Here is a 20174-nt window from a genome sequence, read left to right as displayed (position 1 = left end):
AAATTCTGTATAAAATGAAATTGTAGAAATATTCATTCAGGTGATATTGGAGGAGAAAAGATGATCAAAAAGGGCTATCATGTAGCTGTTGTTGGGGCTACAGGTGCGGTAGGGCAAAAAATTATTGAACTGTTAGAGAATGAAATGAAGTTTAATATAGTTGAAGTTACATTGCTTTCGTCAAAACGATCCGCTGGTAAGAAAGTAAGATTCAAAGGACGAGAGATAATTATACAAGAGGCAAAAACAACTAGCTTTGAAGGTGTAGATATTGCCTTTTTTAGCGCTGGGGGAGAAGTATCTAGACAATTTGTAACTCATGCAGTTTCTAGTGGTGCGATTGTAATTGATAACACAAGTGAGTACCGAATGGCACAAGGTGTACCGCTCGTTGTTCCGGAAGTGAATGCGTACACTTTAAAACAGCATAAAGGTATCATTGCAGTTCCAAATTGTTCAGCACTACAGATGGTAACAGCACTTCAGCCGATTCGAAAATCATTTGGTTTAGAAAGAATTATCGTTTCAACATATCAAGCTGTATCGGGTTCTGGCATTCATGCGATTCATGAATTACGAGAGCAGGCTAAGTCTATACTTGCAGGTGAAGAAGTGAAGAGTGATATATTACCGGTGAAAAAAGATAAAAAACATTATCCAATAGCATTTAATGTACTGCCTCAAGTAGATATATTTACAGACAATGATTTTACTTTTGAAGAAGTCAAAATGATTCAAGAAACGAAGAAAATATTAGAAGATGAAAACTTGAAAATGGCAGCTACTTGTGTACGTGTTCCAGTTGTATCGGGGCATTCAGAATCGGTTTATATAGAACTGGAAAAAGAAGCAAGCGTTGCGGAAATCAAGGGAATACTAATGGATGCACCAGGTGTTATTTTGCAGGATAACCCTAGTGAACAGCTGTATCCAATGCCATTATATGCAGAAGGGAAAATAGATACATTTGTCGGAAGAATACGTAAAGATCCTGATACGCCAAACGGATTCCACCTCTGGATTGTTTCCGATAACCTATTAAAAGGTGCGGCTTGGAATTCAGTTCAAATTGCAGAGACTTTAGTGGAAAAGGGGATACTTTAATATAGTTTAAAAAACTGGGGAATCGTTAATGACTCCCCAGTTTGTATTTCATAATTGTTTTCTTTATTTCGGCCGACTTTAATTAAAATTAGTCGTTATTGAATTTTTATAAATGTCTACTTTATGTGCAGTGAAGCGTAAGGTTTTTGATTCTGCATGAATTGTAAGATTAATAATAATCGATAACGGCATTTCGACCGTTTTCACAATATCTTCTATAGCAATATACTCATTTTTTGCTTCCTTATAATAAACAACAGAACGAATTACGGCCTCGTCACCTTCAATATCAATTTCACACATCATAGGGAATTTTTCACCATTATGTAAGAATAATTCGCCTAGTACGATTGAACCGTTTAATTCTTCTGTAAAATTAGTAGTTGCCGCTGGTTTTACCCATGTTTCGTCATGTTCTTCGTTTTCCTCTTCATCTATTGCCCATTCCCAAATGGGGTTTTGTTTTAGGTCCTCAATAGTTAATTTATCAATTGGTTTGCAACTACTCATACATAAATTCTCCTTTTATTTTGATAAATAAGTTTTTTGATTTCATGAATTAGATGATTGCTTATAAGTGGGTTTAACAAAGTATTTTGCTCATTTGATATCCAAACTACTTTATTTTGAAATAAAGCTATTACAGCAATATTAACAAAACTTTAATTGTCTAGTAAATAATTATTAGTGGAGATATTAAAATGGGATGGTGTTAAAGAAAGATAGTAAAAAACATCAAGGATGAATGAAATCCATTTGGTACGATATGGATATATCCAATGTGAGGGGGAGTTTGATGTATCAAGTAAAGGGGTATTTTTCATCATTAAAAGGAAGTTATTATGAGATTGGAAAGCAACAAGGGGAATTCGTGAAACAAAATCCGTATCTCATCCCGCAATTTATACACGAAGAAAATGTAATATCTAATAACCATTGGACAGAATCGAGAAATATACTAAACAAACATTGTCCAGGCATAAATGAAGAAATTGAGGGGTTTTGTGAAGTGTTAAAAATTCCTTCAAAAAATATGATGTATTACTATCAAACACTATTGAAAGCAGGTTGTAGTCATTGTGCAGTATTACCTAAAAAGACCGATTTAGAGCACACATATGTATTAAGGAATTATGATTTGTCACCAGTAATAGATGATATGCGTTTTTGTTCAACTCATGTTGAAGGTGCGTATGCACATAGTGGCTTTTCTACTCAATATTTTGGCCGAACGGAAGGGATAAACGAGCATGGATTAGCTGTTACATTTTCAGCATGTGGTCAACCAGTAGGAAATATTGCAGGTTTAAGAAAGCCAATGGTGAGTGGTTTACAATGTTTTGCGGTAATTCGATTGTTGTTGGAGAAATGTAAAAATGTGCAGGAAGCTAAGTTACTAATAGAAGAAATCCCAATTGCTAGTAATATTAATTTAATAATAGCTGATCCTTTAAATGCAGCATATATTGAAATATTTGACGGTCATAAATCCACAATAATGATTGATGATGAAAAACAAGCTTTTATTGTATCAACAAACCATGCAGTTAGTTCATCAATTCAGAAATTAAATAATAGGAAATTAGAACAATCAACAAAGAGATATTACCTTTTACATGAGCATTTAAATAGATGTGAACAAGTAAGCATAGAGTCTTTAAAAAAGTTAGTAGAAGAAGAATATCCTGCTGGACTTACTGTGCATAACTATGAAGAATGGTTTGGAACTTTACATTCTGTATTATTCGATTTACATGATCGTACAATGAAGATTTGTTTCGGATCACCACTTTTAAACGACTGGTATTCATTGAAAGTTGGAGGAAGTATGCCGTTTTCTGAGGTGAACGTGAACTTTAAAAATAAAACTTATACTGACTTTTGGAAGGAAGATAAGAATGAATTGATACCTAAAAGATAAATGGGATAAGATGGTGATGTAAAGAGTGCATTTATACTGGAGGGATTATCAATACTAAAGGTTATGTTACCATTTGTTCTTATCTTTTTTCTTGTCATTGCGATGTATATTGCTTATCAAAAGAGAAAAAAGTCTGGGATAAAAGGATTGAAAAGTGCGGTAACTTCTATTTGCTTCTTTTCACTTGCAATCTTAAATATGTTTGCATATTGGTTTCATTTTGGCGGTGCTTTTACTTGGTTATTTTCAATTGTATTATTGCTAGTTGGTGCATATTTTACTAAATATATTCCAATATCTAAAAAGGTACATTAAAGTTTATAAGAGTTAAATATAATGTTTACTTTGTTTTGAAAAGAGATTATTCTACTAAATTGTTGTGAAACGGTTTCATAGGATAATCTCTTTTGTTTAGTTTTGGAAAGAACGTACTGTGATTTTTAGTTGCTCAATAAATTCTCGAGTTGCAGCACACATATATTTATCTTTTCTATAAATTAGCCCTATTTCAATTATTGGAGTAGGGTTTTCTATTTTAATAGCTTGAATGTTTTTATTTTGTAAAAAGTCTATATATGGTTTGGGTAACACTGTAATTCCCATTCCTTTGGAAACCATTTGGATTAAAGATTCCATCGTACTAATTTCTAAAATTGGCCTTGGTTTAAAGTTTAACTTTTGACAATGAGATGTAATTAGTTCGGTTAAAAAGAAATTTTTAGGTAAAAGAATTAAAGGGTAGTTCTGTAATTCAGCAATAGATACATGATTACGTTCAGCTAATCGATGACCAGTGGGCACGACCAATGTAAGATCGCTTTTGTATAGAGGGATGGAGATAATCTCTTTATCTTGCACCGGGAGAAATGTAATTCCAATATCTAGTTCGTTTTGTAATAATTTTTCACGAATATCTCCTGTACGAAGCCCTAATACAGAAAGCTCTATATTAGGATATAAATTATTAAAATTTAAAATAGCTGGTGGTAGTAAATAATTTACGACGGTTAACAAAGCCCCTATTGTTAAGGAACCTTGCTGTAATCCGTTTAGGTCTTGAATAGCTGAACGAGCTTGTTCGACTTCATGAAAAATGGTTTTACTATGTGATAATAAAACCTTCCCTGCTTCAGTTAAAGATATTTTTTTACCAATTCGATCGAAAAGTGGCATTCCTACTTCATGCTCTAATGCACGTATTTGTTGACTTAGTGAAGGCTGTGAAATATTTAATTTCTCAGCTGCTTTTGTGAAATGTAATTCTTTTGAAACAGCTAAAAAGTATTCAAGTTGTCGTAATTCGATTGGAATCACCTCAAGAATAATAATAGGTTATACCTATCATTATTATATAAACAATTGAATTGAACAATGATTTTAGAGGTTTTATAATCATCTTTATATAACAGAGAGGTTTGTAAAAATTAATCGAGAGAAAATACATGTAACACCTTTAAAGGAGGAAATAGAATGGCTAATGAATATCAATTATTATCTTTAAATATAGGATTACCAAAAGAGGTTACATACGGCGGAAAAGTAATTCATACAGGCATAAATAAGAAACAAGTAAAGGAACCGGTATATTTATCCTTTGTAAAATTTAATGGGGATGGACAAGCTGACTTAGTTCATCATGGAGGAGTAGATAAAGCAGTTTGTGTTTATACTGGTGATCACTATCCATATTGGGAAAAAGAATTGAATCAAGATTTTGTATATGGGGCTTTCGGAGAAAATATAACAGTTAGTGGTATGCGCGAAGAGGATGTTTGTATTGGTGATACGTTTGAGCTAGGACAGGCAATCGTACAGGTAACACAACCAAGGCAACCTTGTTTTAAATTAGCAAAAAAATATAATATTCCAAAGTTACCACTATATTTTCAAGAAACAGGATATACAGGATTTTATTTTCGTGTATTAAAAGAAGGATGGGTATCATCAGTCGATACCTTAAAAAAACTACAGTCTGATCCAAAAGGTGTTTCAGTAGCGTTTGCTAATCGTATCATGCATAAGGAAAAACAAAATATTGAAGGGGTAAAAAGGATATTAGAAGTAAATGCACTTTCATGTAGTTGGAGAAAGTCTTTTGAAAAGCGTATAAGTGGAGAAGAAATTAATACGAAGGAAAGACTTGAAGGAATAAAAGACTAAAAATATTTTATTATAAATAGTGTATTTCTATTAGTAAAAGCTAATTAGAAAGCGCTATTTTTGTATAATAAACTAATTAATATCCAAAAATCTTAATATCGTTTTATTCGACTTATTTTCAAATAGTCAAAACATAAAATTAATTAGACTTTTTTTTTATGTTTTGTGATAGTATATTGATTGGTAAGACCTCTATTTTTAAGAGTAGGTCATATAAGTATATCTAATTTAATGGAATTTAACATTTGGAGGTACAACATGGGGAATGTTGAAAAATTGGCAAGTCTTCTAATAGAAGAACCGAAAAGAGAGCAGTTATTTCCTTTATTTGAAGAAGTGTTTGGAATTACAACTCAAACATTGAATGATTTTTCGGATAAAGGATATTGGGATGATACATATAAAGCTTTATCATTTTTACAAGAAGATAAAGTGATTGCAAATGTTGCGGCATTTTCACTCCCATTATTAATTAATGGTGAAAAAATAAATGCAGCGGGTATTCAATCAGTAATGACACACCCTAATTTTCGTAGACAAGGGTTAATGACACAATTAATGGGTAAAATGATAGAAGAAATCGATAAGAAATGTGAATGTGCATTATTGTTTACGGAAAACCCTGAACTATATACAGCATTTGGATTTAAAGTTGTGCAGGAATATTTGATGACTATACCATATGATAAAAATATTAATAATAACGATTCACTACTTAAAAAGTTAGATTACTATAATATAGAGAATAGACAGTTAATACATGAAACTATTGATAGTAGCCAAAGACTTTCAAATAGTTTTTCAACTTTAAACTTCCATCCTTCATTTTATTTGAATATGTATGATTCGGAATGGAATGAGAAATTGTATTATTCAGAGAAACTAGATGCTCTAATCGTTTATGAAGTAGAAAATGAAAAGTTGAAATTATTTGGAGTATTTGCGCCAGTACTTCCGGTTTTAGATGAATTATGTGGAGAAATCAATGAAAGGTTTACGGAAATCGAATTTTATTTTTCTCCGGATCAATTAGGGGTTGAGGAAGTACAGTTTACAGAAGTACAGTCTAGCAAGTATTTAATGGTTCGAAGTGATAAAGAGTTAGATTTTAAAGGTTATAAATTCCCAGTATTAGCGGAGTTTTAAATGTCTATATAAATGCTTTATTATGGAGGAGCTATGAATATATCGTATATACCAGAACATATTGAGCAACTCACTATAATGAATGTACCTGAATACTATAAAATTAATGATAATCATGCGTTTATTGTCCGTTCGAAAGCAGAAACTGATTTTTGGCTTAAAACACATTATGGTTTTGAAGTAATGAATGGTCATGTATTTTATAATGAGATGATGACAGACTTTCAAGCTGAAGTTCAGTTACGTATGAATCCAAATTCAAAATTCGATCAAGCAGGTCTTTTTGTTATGATTTCGGAGAACTGTTGGCTAAAAACATCTTTAGAATATATCCCCGAAGGGCCATCTCACTTAGGTGCTGTCGTAACGAATAATGGATATTCTGATTGGTCAACGCAAGATTATCCAACTGAAGCAGCTAAGCAACAACTTCGTTTTCGAATTATTCGAAAACGCGGTGATTATACAATATATGTGAAAAAGAGACATCAATGGGAACAAATAAGAATCGCTCATTTAATGGAGGATATAGGAAATGAGCCTATTAAAATAGGTTTTTACACGTGTAGTCCTTCTAAAAATAAGGGATTTGAGACTGAGTTTTTACATTTTACAATTGAAGAATTATAGATGAAAAACCGTATTCTTTTCATTAAGAATGCGGTTTTTGTATTTACATAATATAAAGCATATGTATTGACCAGAAAGTCATTAATACTTATCATTTAATAATGTTAAATATTAATTTACATAATATAATAGAAGTAATGAAGAAATTACAAAAAATATCGCTTAAATAAGGAGGGATATGAATTATTCAGTGGTAATTTCATGGGAAAAGGAGACTATGTATGAAATCATTTCGTAAGTTATTACAGTATTTAAAACCATACATGTTCTTCGCTATTATTGGACCGCTATTTATGGTACTTGAGGTTGCGATGGACTTAATTCAACCGACTATTATGCAACATATCATTGATGTTGGGATTGCAAATCGGGATTTAAATTATGTAATAAAAATGGGGCTTCTTATGATAGGAGCAGCAGCACTCGGTTTAGTTGGAGGGCTTGGGTGTATGATGTATTCTACAAAAGCAGCTGTTAATTTCGCTACTGACATACGAAAAGATGTGTTTGCGAAAATAGAAACATTTTCTAGTAATAATCGTGATTCATTTGGAACAGGTAAATTATTAACGATCGTGACGAATGATATCACTTCCATTCAATCAGCAATGACGATGACATTACGTGTTCTCGTTCGTGGTCCGCTGTTATTTATCGGAAGTATAATTATTGTTTTTGTAACAGCAAGAGAGTTATTTCCAATATTACTTGTAGTTGTTCCGATTTTATTACTTGCGATTATTTTAATTGCAAGTAAAGCAAGTGGTACATTTAAAAAGGTGCAAGAGGCATTGGACAAAGTGAATACAAAGTTACAAGAAAATTTATCTGGTGTACGTGTTATAAAAGCGTATGTAAGACAAAAATATGAAATCGCTCAATTTGGAAGTGTAAATACAAATTTAACGAAGATAAATATTCGAGCTGTGCAGCTTATTTCTTTAATGATGCCAATCATTATGCTAGTTGTAAGTGGCGGGATTGTCGCAACATTATGGATTGGTGGAGAAAAAGTATTCAATGGAACGCTTCAAGTAGGAGCGATTTTGGCATTTATTAATTACTTGAATATCATTTTAATGTCACTTATGTCGATTAGCATGGTATTTATTCAAATTGCGAGAGCTTTTCCATCTGCGGATCGTGTACAGCAAGTGTTAAATACCGAGGTTGATATAATAAGCGAAGCGAATGCAATCGAACCTGAGAAAATCGAGGGGAATATCGAATTTAAAAATGTTAGTTATAGCTATACGAAAAATAATGAATACGTTTTAAAAGATATTTCGTTTAACATACAAAAAGGTGAAAAAGTAGGGATTATTGGATCAACTGGAAGTGGTAAATCTACCTTAGCGAAACTGTTACCACGTCTATATGATGTGGATCAAGGTGAAATATGTATAGATGGAATAGATGTTAAAACATATGATTTGCAAAAACTCCGTGCTTCAATAGGGTTTGTACCTCAGAAGGCTTTGTTGTTCTCAGGTAGTATAGAAGAGAATTTACGTTATGGTAAAGAAAATGCAACACATGATGAGCTGGAAGTAGCAGCTGCATCAGCTTGTGCGACTGAGTTTATCAATAAGCTGGAAGAATCTTATCAATATAATTTAACACAAGGTGCGACAAATCTATCAGGTGGACAAAAACAACGTGTATCAATTGCAAGGGCACTTGTGAGAAAACCACCGATTCTCATATTAGATGATTCTACATCAGCAGTTGATGCAAAATCAGAGGCTACTATTCAAACAGCTTTAAAAACAAAATATAAAGGCACAACGACTTTATTAATCGCGTCCAAAATTTCTTCCATAATGGATGCGGATAAAATACTTGTATTAGATAATGGTGAATTAGTTGGCAATGGTACACATGAACAATTGTTAGAACGAAGTGAGGTTTATCAGGAAATTTATCTTTCCCAAGGTGGTAATTTGCATAAAGAAGGTGGGGAAGAACATGCGTAATTTTCAAGGGCAATTTGCTAATAAAGGTGGACGAAACACGCCAAAGATGGGGAAAGCTAAAAATGCTCAAGGAACTGTAATGCGGATATGGAACTATATGGGCTACCAAAAAGCTGCTCTTATGTTTGTTATATTTCTAGTCGTTGTTACTACTTTACTTGGATTATTAGGTCCCTATTTTATGGGGGTCATTATTGATCAATATATTGTACCGAAAGATTTAAGTGGTACAGCAAGAATGTGTATGTTACTTATCGCAATTTACGGTGTAACTGTACTTTTAACATGGTTACAAACATTTGTCATGATTAACGTTGCATTAAAAACAATTCAAAAAATACGACAAGATATTTTTGAGAAAATCCAAACGCTTTCTTTACGGTTCTTTGATGTGCGTTCCCAAGGTGATTTAATGAGCCGTGTGACAAATGATATAGATAATTTGAATCAAGCTTTGACACAAAGTGTTGTACAAATTATTTCATCAGCGTTAACTTTTATAGGTGTAACGATTGCGATGTTCGCTTTAAATTGGATTTTAGCAATTGTAACTTTAATTACAGTACCTATTATGTTTTACGTTACAAAAAAACTAGTTGCATATAGTGGTAAAAACTTTGCGAAGCGTCAAAAAGATTTAGGTGAATTAAATGGATTTATTGAGGAAGCAATTACAGGTGCGGATGTTACAACGTTGTACGGAAAAGAAAAAGAAACTGTACAAAATTTCAATAAAATTAATGAACAGCTAAGAGTTTCAGCTACGAAGGCTGATACATTTTCAGCTTTTATTTTTCCAAGTATGAACTTTATTAATAATTTAGGTATGGGCCTTGTCATTGGGACTGGATCAGTTATGGTCTTAAACGGAATGACAACAGTAGGAGTTATTGCGGCTTTTATTAATTATTCTCGTCAATTCTCAAGACCGCTAAGTCAATTTGCGACTTTAATGAATACAATTCAAGCGGCAGTTGCTGGTGGAGAACGTGTTTTTGAAATTATGGATGAGGTACCAGAAATTCAAAATAAAAAAGACGCATTCGTTGTACAAAATTTACAAGGGCATGTTGTACTTGAGAATGTTTCATTTGGCTACGCAGAAAATAAAACGATTTTAAAAGAAGTGAGTCTTAAAGCGCAGCCAGGAGAGACAATTGCTTTAGTTGGTCCGACTGGATCAGGGAAAACAACAATCATTAATTTATTAACTCGCTTTTACGATATACAGCAAGGACAAATTCATATTGATGGAAAAGATATAAAAGATTATGATATTAATTCTTTACGAAGTAAAATAGGAGTAGTTTTACAGGATACGTATTTATTTGCTGGTTCGATTATGGATAATATCCGTTATGGACGCTTAGATGCTACTGATGAAGAAGTTATCACTGCAGCTAAGGCAGCATCTGCACATTCTTTTATTAAGCATTTGCCAAATCAATATGAAACAGAAATTACTTCAGAAGGATCGAATTTAAGTCAAGGACAAAAACAACTTCTAGCGATTGCACGAGCAATTTTAGCAGATGCAGATATATTAATTCTCGATGAAGCGACATCAAATATTGATACAAGAACAGAATTACAAATACAAGCAGGACTAAATAATTTAATGAGAGGTCGCACAAGTTTTGTGATCGCTCATCGACTTAAAACAATTGAAAAAGCAGATCAAATTCTTGTTATAAAAGATGGAAATATTTTAGAAAGAGGGAATCATGAATCTCTCATGGAAGATAGAGGGTTTTATTTTGATTTGTATACGAGTCAGTTTAAAATATAGTAAAAGCATTGATATGTTGCGGTTTCTCTTGAGAGGAGAAACCGCATTTTTTATATTTGCAAATATTACTATCCAAATGGTCTTTCACTACATATTTTAACAGCATCCACCTGCATTCCAGGCAAAACATGTGAATAGCGATTTAATGTTATGAACATATCTTTATAACTGAAGTGTTCACTTACAGTCTTTGGATGTATACCTTGTTTCAAAAGTAGCGTAGCATGTGTATAATAACGTAAATCATAAAATCGAACTTTAAAAATCGGAGTTTAAATAAAAAGAGCGCTGTTAAAAGCGCTCTGAGACAAACCATACATTTAGAGAGGAATCAAGATAATATATGGATATTGTGTGAGGATGTTGTAGGTTTTAATTAAAAATAAAGCACACATATAAGTGTGCTTTTATGAACGCTTTAGATTTGTATGACTATATAGTCATACAATAAAATATGCTTGTTTAATATAAATGTGTGTCAAATCTATAAAAAGATATTGTGTATAAGGAACAATAAATATTAATTAGCTAAGTCTTTTGTTTTTATCCTGCTATTTGCCGGACAGTAAGACCCCCACCTTAAAATTTAGCGGAAGCAAAGAAGTTAGGTGGGGGCTGGACTGCCCATAAAAGCCCATTGGTGAGGGCTGATTAAAGTTTCACTTTATTAACGAATTTGCACAACTGTTAACGCTGCAGAACGAATATCTACTGTACCTATTACTTCAACGGGGACAATTTGAATTAAATCACCAGGGTTTAAGTTAATTAGAATGACCCCACTTGATACATCGACTTCACCAGTTCCGATAATATTAGAACGGACTGCGGATCCGGATCCTGCAATAATATTAGTCGATGAATTTAATGTCAAGAAAAAGCGAGCTGCTTCCGGGGCTAATGGGACGTTATCAAGGCTAATCGTTAATGTATAGCTAATTTGATAAATACCAGCTACCTGAATTTTAATACCAGTTCCAGTACTAATTGTATCATTAATTACAGGGACAGTAATGTTAGGATTTGGGCCTGTACTAGGTAATAGTAGTGGTGTAAATAATGTTGCAAATTGAGGTGAAGTAGCATTGAAGGCAAAACCTAGGGCAGGTAGTGAACTAGGTGCTTGTGCTTCACAATTAAAATTAGCGAATTTACGAATGGATGAGCGCATATTTTCACTCCTTTCTTGTATTTAGATTTCGTGAGTATTAACTTCACATTTTGGACAAGCATAATACAATATATGAAAATTTATAGTAGATAGTGCACAAGCATTACTATTACGGATAAAGCTATGAATAATAATAAATACTATATGGAAAAAGCAGTTAGCTAATTTAACTAACTGCTTAGTCGGTTCTCCAAGAGCAAATAGGCGAAAAATTATTGCGCTATATAAAAGATCGCTATAGATAAGTGCTCTTTTTGAGAGTGAGTATAAAATTCTATCATTCTATCTAGTATGTGCACTGTATTATGTAGTTGCTACTAAAATTGATGTGAATTTTTAAAATTAGAGGTTTCTTTCAATGAAACCTCTAAAAAGACAACTAAATTTACGTTATAGTAAATTCAATTGCGATAGGAGTGCCTCCATCTAGGACTGCTCCTCCTACAATAGTAGCAGCTGTAGTAGTCACACCAGTAATAGTATCACCTGTTTGAATAACACCATTAATATAAAGTGTTAAAAAGGCATAAGAAGCAGGGAATGTTGTTACAGCACCAGTGTCATCAGTGAAGTCTGTGTTAGCAAAAGTTAAATCTGCTCCAGCAGCAGTTCCTGTTGCTGCTGTACTTACAAATCGTCTTCCTGCTATAAAAGGTTTAACGATAGGCATTTATATTCACCCCTTTTTGAGAATTAACTTAGACAAGTTTTTTGAAAGTTTTGTCCTGTATCGTATATTATGCTGTGCTTCTACTAAGAGATACGGCTTGTATACTAGTAAATAAATATAATTATTATGCGTTTTATAAGTTAGGTTCTTATAAGTAATTAAGTGGTTAAGGTTGGATTTTGTATATCGTATGTTTATGTTAAAAAAGAGAGCTCTTTTAGAAAGAGCTCTTAATCAAATTATTATCTTAGTGTTGGAGGGAACTGGCGGCCTCAGTGACAGATGGTAGAAATAATTTACGTGGTATTGTAATAAATTCAAGTGCAATTTGCTTTGGATAAAAAAGTATTTGAGTTAAATCTAGAGCATGTATTAATAGTATCATGAAGCTTGTAAGAATGATAAAACTACCCCAAAAGAAACTTTTTGAAGTGTTGCGGAAATCTTTTATTAAAGAAAAGAATGAAAAAAATGCGGTAACAATGAGAATAAAAAATTTATACTTATCAGCCATTGTGATCCTCCTAAAGAACAGTAATTTATATTATATCGTATTTTTCAATATTATTATAAAAAGATTTTAAAGTGAATAATAAGAAAAAAATAAAGCCATAACTTAAAATCTTAGTTTAGGTTCTATTGTTTGAATTCTTTGTTTTAGAAGGTATAAAATCTGAAATTGAAAATTTTCCAAATGAACTACCATTTTTTATTTCTGATCCAACATCAAGTGCTTAATGAAATGGTATGAAAGATTATAGGCTAGTGATACGAGATTAAATAAGAGGAATTTCCGTGCAGCAAGAGTTCTAGCTCAGATTTCTACTAGAGAAAAGTATTTAGTTGGAGTTGGTATGTTAATAAAAAACGGATGGATGTCGAAACTAAATATTCATGACATTAAGGACAAAGATCAGGAAATATAATTTGGTATTCTGGGAATAACCGGAGATCCGTAGTTAAGGTTGCATAGTATTTGTATTTTTTTTCTAATTTTTCAATTGTTGTTAAGTGATGAGAACCTAATCCGCGTCGTACACTATGTTGAGAAAGAGTAGGCCCGATTTGTAATTTTCGTTTTTTCATTGCATCGTTCCATGGACTATAAAAAAATTTAAAAATAAAAGCAGGTTCCATGTAAATGCTATAAGGATAATGCGAACCATGTCTCCCGACTCTATAGTTCCCGTGCGAATTATTGTGAATTAATCTACCGTTAAGATATAGTTGGTTTGGATTAGGTTGAATTATTATGCCGTGATAACGTTGTTTAACAAGCGGAGAGCTATATCTTGGATTAGTGTAGCCATGAGTCGGTTCATCAATCATCATAATCATTCTTATTGAAAACATATTGCCGCCCATAGTGTTAAGTGATTTGAAAAATTGTTCTTTATTATAACAGCACAGGAATTCTGTCGTATTCAATACCATTTTCCATCCTGTAATTTCTCTTTCAATTTCCATAACTTCTTGATCAACTAAATAAGCATCAAATTCGAATGATTTTGAGTTTCGTATTTCCCAATTAGGAGCGAATGTTTTACAGATTTCAACTGAACGATCAGTGGATCCACGGTTAATAAGAATGCCATGATCAAATAGCTTTGTATGGTGCATTAACCACCACGGAAGTAAATATTCTTCATTGTAAAAATGAGAAATTAAAGTAGTCTTAATCAAAATCACCTCCGTATTTAACCTGCTTCTTATTTAATATAATATGGAAGGAAACCTATTGTTAGAAGGTTTCCTCTTAAAAGTTTTAAACCACATAGGGTATGTGGATGGATTAGTATGTAAAGTAGTCTGAATGATAAAGAGTGGTATTAAAAAGTACAAAATCTAAAATGAGCATCGAATTAGTGTATAACGATTGAAACGGCACTGAAAACTAATAAAACAGCCATAATGATGTTAAATAATTGATTATGTTTTAATAAAAGTTTTTGGAACATGGAACCAAAAAGGCTCCAACTAAATGTACTCAGTAAACCGACTATACCTAGAAATAATGAGAAAAGTAGAAAACTTGAATATGAATTGTAGTAAGGGAGTATAAAAGTAGAGACTACTGTGAGTCCGAATAATATTCCTTTAGGGTTAATAAATTGAAGGAAAATACCCACTGTAAATAAGTTTTTATTATTTTTTTCATTGTGACCGGCACCGCCTTTACTAGTAATTATTTTAAAGGCTAAATATAGCATATACGCGACACCTAAAATTTTTAAAGGAAATTCAATTATAGGGATAATATTAATTAATACAATATTAAAGAAACTGCATAAAGAAGTGAGGATGAAAAAACCGAATGCCACTCCAAAGCAAAAGTTTATGCTTCTCTTTAATCCATGTTGATTTGCGTATGTCATAGCTAAGAAATTGTTGGGACCAGGTGTGAAGCTACTTATAAATACAAATAACAAAAAAGAAAATATAGGCATTTCAAAACCCCCTATTTTTTGTGTGTTATAATGACCGAAAAGAACAATATAACGTGCGCTTTTTATTATACATAACGGTCGTTATATTGTATACAGTGTAGGAGTGTTTTTTATGGAAGAAATTCAACTTATTCTGGCAAAAAATTTAAAATCAATACGTGAAAAAGAAAAATTAAGTTTAGAAAAGGTCTCTCAATTAACAGGTGTAAGTAAAACAATGATTGGACAGATAGAAAGAGGAGATTCAAGCCCGACACTAACAACAATATGGAAAATTGCTAATGGTTTGAAAGTATCATTTACCTCTTTAATTAATAATCCACAGCCTGATACGAAAGTAGTTTTACGAAATGATGTTCAAGTATTGTCTGAAGACTATGGGAGATATAAGGTGTATCCCTCATTTCCTTTCCAAGATAATAGGAATTTTGAAATCTATATGGTTGAAATTGATACAGAAGGGAAATTAAGTTCAGAAGCGCATAAAGAAGGAACAGAAGAGTTTATAACGGTATTTGAAGGGAAATTGACAATTGACATAAACGATTGTCAATATACGTTAAATAATGGAGACTCAATTCGCTTTAAGGCGGATAGACCGCATACTTATACTAATTCAGGAAGAACATTAACGCGGTTAAGTATGACTATTTATTATCCAGCTTTATAAGCTGGCAATAATATAAAGAGTAAATGTGTATTGTTAAAACCATCTATAAGAGATGGTTTTATTTTTTGAATATAAAAAAAGACACTCAATTGAGTGTCAATATAGTATTGCTCTCGCGTATAGGATTGGAGATGTTCCTCAAATACATATTGAGATGGTCTGTAAAGAAGAAACGATCTTCATCTTTAATGTAACACCGACATGGGGGAAGTGTAAATTGATAATATATATACGGAAAATTTAGTATAGATGTTTTCTACTATGGATATAGTACAATTTATTTTTATTACGTCATCACTCTCGTAATATTTACCAATTGAGTATTTAGATTGTTTATTATAAAAAGAATGAATCATTTTTTAATCAATTCGTATAATTGTAAGAGAGGCACCTGTTGATCCACCTCCAACTAAATTCACGACAGATAATATACCAAATAATTGTAGTGAAATTGTATTACCAGCATTTAAATTAGTAATTAAATTATTACTATAATTTGAAGTTGATAAAGCGGGAGAAAAAATAGAGCCAGGAATTGGCGTAGAAGCGTTTAATAGTAGTCTAGTTCCAGCAAGTAGAGCGGTTGTCGTATTAACTTGATAGGTTAAATGATATCTTCCAGTTACAGGAATTGTAAATACGTCATTTGAAGCGTTAACTGTAAAATTACCAAGACTTTGGTTATTTGAAAGTGGAATGTTTGTTCCTCCTAATATGACTGAAACAGGACCACCTGATGTATTATTAGCGAACATAGAGTTTGTTGTAACGATAGACCCAGTACTTCCGGTAGGCCCAGTACTTCCGGTAGGCCCAGTACTTCCGGTAGATCCAGTACTCCCGGTAAGCCCAGTACTTCCAGTAGGCCCCGTAGGTCCAGTAAGCCTGTAAGGGAAAATAATGTCAAGGGCCATTGACATTATTTCTTTTTTTCTAATTTCATTATTATCTTGAATATAAATCACCTCATCTTTTTAAATAAGAATGTAATAGATTTAGTACTTTTTAAATAGAATGATTAATTTATTATATTAATTAAAGCGGTTATAGCAACGGTAAAATGTTTAATATATGTAATAATTCTTTGGGAAGAAAAAAGAGAATAGTTATAAAGTTATTCTTTAATGATAGGGTCATAATGATGTGTATGAATTAAAAAACATGTGGAATGAGGTATTAAATTGAAACGCAATGACAATTTATCATTGAATAAGGGGATGATAGGCCCAGAAAATATTGGACCTACATTTCCGATTCTTCCACCAATTTATATTCCAACCGGAGCAACTGGCCCGACTGGAATAACGGGGCCGACCGGAGAAACGGGGCCGACCGGAATAACAGGCCCAACCGGAGTAACAGGCCCAACCGGAATAACGGGCCCGACCGGAGCAACAGGTCCAACTGGAGAAACGGGCCCGACTGGAATAACGGGACCAACCGGAGCAACAGGCCCAACCGGAATAGCGGGCCCGACCGGAGCAACAGGTCCAACTGGAGAAACGGGACCAACCGGAGAAACGGGGCCGACCGGAGTAACAGGCCCGACTGGAATAACAGGCCCAACCGGAGCAACAGGCTCGACTGGAATAACGGGCCCGACCGGAGCAACAGGCCCAACCGGAATAACGGGCCCGACCGGAGCAACAGGTCCAACTGGAGAAACGGGCCCGACTGGAATAACGGGACCAACCGGAGAAACGGGCCCGACCGGAGTAACAGGCCCGACTGGAATAACAGGCCCAACCGGAGCAACAGGCCCGACTGGAATAACGGGACTAACCGGAGTAACCGGGCTAACCGGAGAAACGGGACCAATTGGAATAACGGGACCAACCGGAGCAACAGGTCCTACCGGGGGGATTGGCCCTATAACAACCACCAATTTGTTATATTACACTTTTGCGGATGGAGAGAAGCTTATATATACAGATGCTGACGGGATACCTCAATATGGTACAACGAATATTTTGTCTCCTAGTGAAGTTTCTTATATTAATTTGTTTGTTAATGGAATACTGCAGCCACAACCATTATATGAAGTGAGTACTGGTAAATTAACTTTATTGGATACGCAACCACCATCGCAAGGATCTTCAATTATATTACAATTTATTATTATTAATTAAAAGGACAGATCCTTAATGAAAAGGAATCTGTCCTTTTTGTTTTATATTTAAATAGTTAAAATTAAGTGAAGGTACATTCAATTTCTAGCTGTCATAAATGGTTGAATGATAGGAATTTTAACTTCAATTCTTTTCATAGTGTATTGGAATAAAATATAAAATGAATTTTTCAATATAGTATATGAGAGTTCTCTATAATACAAAGGGCTTCATGTTAAAAAAGAGAACACAATCTTAGTAAAGAAATAATGTATATTTATATGAAAAAATGGCACTGTTAATTGTTGAGTATATTCAAATTAATATGTGTATTTAAACCTAAGAGATAAACGTGGAAAAATAAAATAAACCCGTAAGTTTAGGTATTTAATCTAAGCAGTCAATTATTAAAAACATATAATTAATATGTGAGTCATGAACATAATTAAATAACGTTTTTAAGTTTAATTATATTTCATGTTTCCTATTTTAAGTCAATATATAACACATACTCTTTTACAACTTTATGATCCTTATAATAGGAAAAACTCAAATATAAAACAAGTAAGGAGGACATAAATGACAAGTAATAATTGTTTCGGTCATAACCACTGCAATAATCCGATTGTTTTCACTCCAGATTGTTGTAACAATCCACAAACAGTTCCGATTACTAGTGAGCAATTAGGTAGATTAATTACTTTACTAAACTCTTTAATTTCGGCTATTGCAGCGTTTTTTGCAAATCCAAGTGATGCAAACAGATTAGCTTTACTCAATTTGTTTACTCAACTATTGAACTTACTAAATGAATTAGCACCTTCTCCAGAAGGGAATTTCTTAAAACAATTAATTCAAAGTATTATTAATTTACTACAATCTCCTAACCCAAATCTAAGTCAATTACTTTCTTTATTACAACAATTCTACAGTGCTCTTGCACCATTCTTCTTCTCTTTAATTATTGACCCTGCAAGTTTACAACTTTTATTAAACTTATTAACTCAATTAATTGGTGCTACTCCAGGAGGCGGAGCAACAGGTCCAACAGGTCCAACAGGTCCAGGAGGCGGAGCGACAGGTCCAACAGGAGCAACAGGAGCAACAGGAGCAACAGGCCCAACAGGAGCGACAGGTCCAGCAGGTACTGGTGGAGCAACAGGTTTAACAGGAGCAACAGGCCCAACGGGAGCAACAGGTTTAACAGGAGCAACAGGTTTAACAGGAGCAACAGGCTTAACAGGAGCGACAGGTCCAACAGGAGCAACAGGCCCAACGGGAGCAACAGGTTTAACAGGAGCAACAGGCTTAACAGGAGCAACGGGTGCAACTGGTGGCGGAGCTATTATTCCGTTTGCTTCAGGTACAACACCAGCAGCGTTAGTTAATGCGTTAGTAGCTAATACAGGAACTCTTCTTGGATTTGGATTTAGTCAGCCTGGTATAGCATTAACGGGTGGAACAAGTATCACATTAGCATTAGGTGTAGGTGATTATGCATTTGTAGCACCACGAGCAGGGGTTATTACGTCATTAGCAGGTTTCTTTAGTGCAACAGCTGCATTAGCTCCATTATCACCTGTTCAAGTGCAAATACAAATATTAACTGCACCTGCAGCAAGCAATACGTTTACAGTACAAGGCGCACCTCTATTATTAACACCAGCATTTGCTTTAATAGCAATTGGTTCTACAGCATCAGGAATCATACCTGAAGCTATTCCAGTAGCGGCTGGGGACAAAATACTGTTATATGTTTCATTAACAGCAGCAAGTCCAATAGCTGCAGTTGCTGGATTTGTAAGTGCAGGTATTAATATCGTTTAATTTGTTACATTTAGTAGGAAATTAAACAGGGGTTTGTATATAGTCCTTCCTAATAAATTTAGGAAGGACTATATTTTTTTGAGAAATAAGTAATAAATCCATTGAACAATTACTCTTTGTTAAGTTCGTATAAAAAAGTATAATTTACCCTTTCTCATTTAAGGAATAAGTTATGTAACTTTAAAAGTTTCTGATCAGCAAAAAAAGATGAATTCTTTTAAAAGAATTCATCCATAAAATAAACTATTTATTTTTATTACAGTTACATCCTTTTTTCTTTACATAGCCTTGCTCGGCTAAGTCTCTTTGCGATTGGGAATTGGAAGATTGAGAATTGGAAGATTGAGAGGATGCTGAAGAGCTACTATTTTTATTATAAGAGTAGTTTTTTCGATAGTTATAATTACTCATAGTACTATCACCTCCAATTTAATATATAAATATTATATGTATGTACACTATTAATTGTTACTATTTTTAATAGGAAGAGAAGATACAATAAAAAAATCTCCTTGGTATTTTCCTAGGAGATAAATGATGATTCTTTTGAAAATT

At 33.3% G+C, this 20174-nt stretch carries 19 protein-coding genes; 11 read left to right on the top strand and 8 right to left on the bottom strand.

The genetic code is table 11. From position 1 onward, the window contains the following. Positions 1-60 precede the first annotated feature (60 nt). The gene (locus ACUN13_RS12245) at positions 61-1104 is read left to right on the top strand and encodes an aspartate-semialdehyde dehydrogenase (protein ID WP_445423797.1); all 1044 of its coding nucleotides are present in this window, start codon (positions 61-63) and stop codon (positions 1102-1104) included. 78 nt (positions 1105-1182) lie between these two features. Here ACUN13_RS12245 and ACUN13_RS12240 read toward each other — a convergent pair whose 3' ends face one another. Further along, positions 1183-1614: a hypothetical protein gene (locus ACUN13_RS12240; RefSeq protein ID WP_000093107.1), complete on the bottom strand. Its 432-nt coding sequence runs from the start codon at positions 1612-1614 to the stop codon at positions 1183-1185. Positions 1615-1900: 286 nt separating this feature from the next. Between ACUN13_RS12240 and ACUN13_RS12235 the strand changes: the two genes are divergently transcribed. After that, positions 1901-3025 carry a C45 family autoproteolytic acyltransferase/hydolase gene (locus ACUN13_RS12235; protein WP_000285228.1) on the top strand — a complete coding sequence of 375 codons (1125 nt, stop codon included), beginning with the start codon at positions 1901-1903 and terminating at the stop codon, positions 3023-3025. Positions 3026-3088: 63 nt separating this feature from the next. Further along, positions 3089-3340: a hypothetical protein gene (locus ACUN13_RS12230; RefSeq protein ID WP_000936604.1), complete on the top strand. Its 252-nt coding sequence runs from the start codon at positions 3089-3091 to the stop codon at positions 3338-3340. A gap of 96 nt (positions 3341-3436) precedes the next feature. On the opposite strand, the gene ACUN13_RS12225 is transcribed toward ACUN13_RS12230, so the two are convergent. Next, the gene (locus ACUN13_RS12225) at positions 3437-4339 is read right to left on the bottom strand and encodes a LysR family transcriptional regulator (RefSeq protein ID WP_000612248.1); all 903 of its coding nucleotides are present in this window, start codon (positions 4337-4339) and stop codon (positions 3437-3439) included. A gap of 156 nt (positions 4340-4495) precedes the next feature. Between ACUN13_RS12225 and ACUN13_RS12220 the strand changes: the two genes are divergently transcribed. The 5 genes from ACUN13_RS12220 (at position 4496) to ACUN13_RS12200 (ending at position 10726) form a co-directional block, all read left to right on the top strand. Beyond that, complete coding sequence (locus ACUN13_RS12220; protein ID WP_001262990.1) at positions 4496-5185, top strand: MOSC domain-containing protein; 690 nt, start codon at positions 4496-4498, stop codon at positions 5183-5185. A gap of 258 nt (positions 5186-5443) precedes the next feature. Next, positions 5444-6331, top strand: coding sequence for a GNAT family N-acetyltransferase (locus ACUN13_RS12215; RefSeq protein ID WP_000528674.1), 888 nt, complete (start codon positions 5444-5446; stop codon positions 6329-6331). A gap of 33 nt (positions 6332-6364) precedes the next feature. After that, positions 6365-6961, top strand: coding sequence for a DUF1349 domain-containing protein (locus tag ACUN13_RS12210; protein WP_001027672.1), 597 nt, complete (start codon positions 6365-6367; stop codon positions 6959-6961). A gap of 221 nt (positions 6962-7182) precedes the next feature. Continuing rightward, the gene (locus ACUN13_RS12205; protein WP_000834783.1) at positions 7183-8937 is read left to right on the top strand and encodes an ABC transporter ATP-binding protein; all 1755 of its coding nucleotides are present in this window, start codon (positions 7183-7185) and stop codon (positions 8935-8937) included. Then, positions 8930-10726 carry an ABC transporter ATP-binding protein gene (locus ACUN13_RS12200; RefSeq protein ID WP_445423796.1) on the top strand — a complete coding sequence of 599 codons (1797 nt, stop codon included), beginning with the start codon at positions 8930-8932 and terminating at the stop codon, positions 10724-10726. The genes ACUN13_RS12205 and ACUN13_RS12200 overlap by 8 nt, the downstream gene beginning before the upstream one ends. A 667-nt stretch (positions 10727-11393) precedes the next feature. On the opposite strand, the gene exsF is transcribed toward ACUN13_RS12200, so the two are convergent. The 5 genes from exsF to ACUN13_RS12175 form a co-directional block, all read right to left on the bottom strand. Next, positions 11394-11897 (bottom strand): exosporium protein ExsF, encoded by a 504-nt coding sequence (exsF, locus tag ACUN13_RS12195; RefSeq protein WP_001257871.1) that lies wholly within the window; start codon positions 11895-11897, stop codon positions 11394-11396. A 385-nt stretch (positions 11898-12282) separates the two neighbouring features. After that, on the bottom strand, positions 12283-12567 hold the full coding sequence (locus ACUN13_RS12190; protein ID WP_001123247.1) for a DUF4183 domain-containing protein: 285 nt from the start codon (positions 12565-12567) through the stop codon (positions 12283-12285). 247 nt (positions 12568-12814) lie between these two features. Continuing rightward, the gene (locus tag ACUN13_RS12185; protein ID WP_000774117.1) at positions 12815-13081 is read right to left on the bottom strand and encodes a hypothetical protein; all 267 of its coding nucleotides are present in this window, start codon (positions 13079-13081) and stop codon (positions 12815-12817) included. 386 nt (positions 13082-13467) lie between these two features. Then, on the bottom strand, positions 13468-14250 hold the full coding sequence (locus ACUN13_RS12180; RefSeq protein ID WP_000598280.1) for a glycosyltransferase family 2 protein: 783 nt from the start codon (positions 14248-14250) through the stop codon (positions 13468-13470). Between the two features lie 179 nt (positions 14251-14429). After that, positions 14430-15014: a LysE family transporter gene (locus ACUN13_RS12175; protein WP_001121273.1), complete on the bottom strand. Its 585-nt coding sequence runs from the start codon at positions 15012-15014 to the stop codon at positions 14430-14432. A gap of 112 nt (positions 15015-15126) precedes the next feature. Here ACUN13_RS12175 and ACUN13_RS12170 point away from each other — a divergent pair, with 112 nt between their 5' ends. Next, entirely contained in the window at positions 15127-15684 is a 558-nt protein-coding gene (locus ACUN13_RS12170) for a helix-turn-helix domain-containing protein (protein ID WP_445423795.1), read from the top strand. A 359-nt stretch (positions 15685-16043) separates the two neighbouring features. Here ACUN13_RS12170 and ACUN13_RS12165 read toward each other — a convergent pair whose 3' ends face one another. Then, positions 16044-16649: a collagen-like triple helix repeat-containing protein gene (locus ACUN13_RS12165; RefSeq protein ID WP_000639404.1), complete on the bottom strand. Its 606-nt coding sequence runs from the start codon at positions 16647-16649 to the stop codon at positions 16044-16046. Between the two features lie 216 nt (positions 16650-16865). Here ACUN13_RS12165 and ACUN13_RS12160 point away from each other — a divergent pair, with 216 nt between their 5' ends. Beyond that, on the top strand, positions 16866-17813 hold the full coding sequence (locus ACUN13_RS12160; protein ID WP_088345779.1) for a DUF4183 domain-containing protein: 948 nt from the start codon (positions 16866-16868) through the stop codon (positions 17811-17813). Between the two features lie 558 nt (positions 17814-18371). Next, positions 18372-19619, top strand: coding sequence for an exosporium glycoprotein BclB-related protein (locus tag ACUN13_RS12155; RefSeq protein ID WP_445423794.1), 1248 nt, complete (start codon positions 18372-18374; stop codon positions 19617-19619). The last annotated feature ends 555 nt before the right edge of the window (positions 19620-20174 follow it).

The sequence above is a fragment of the Bacillus cereus group sp. Bce041 genome, from assembly GCF_052646455.1.
The sequence above is the reverse complement of the archived record's forward strand: the minus strand, read 5'-3'. Positions and strand labels throughout refer to the sequence as shown.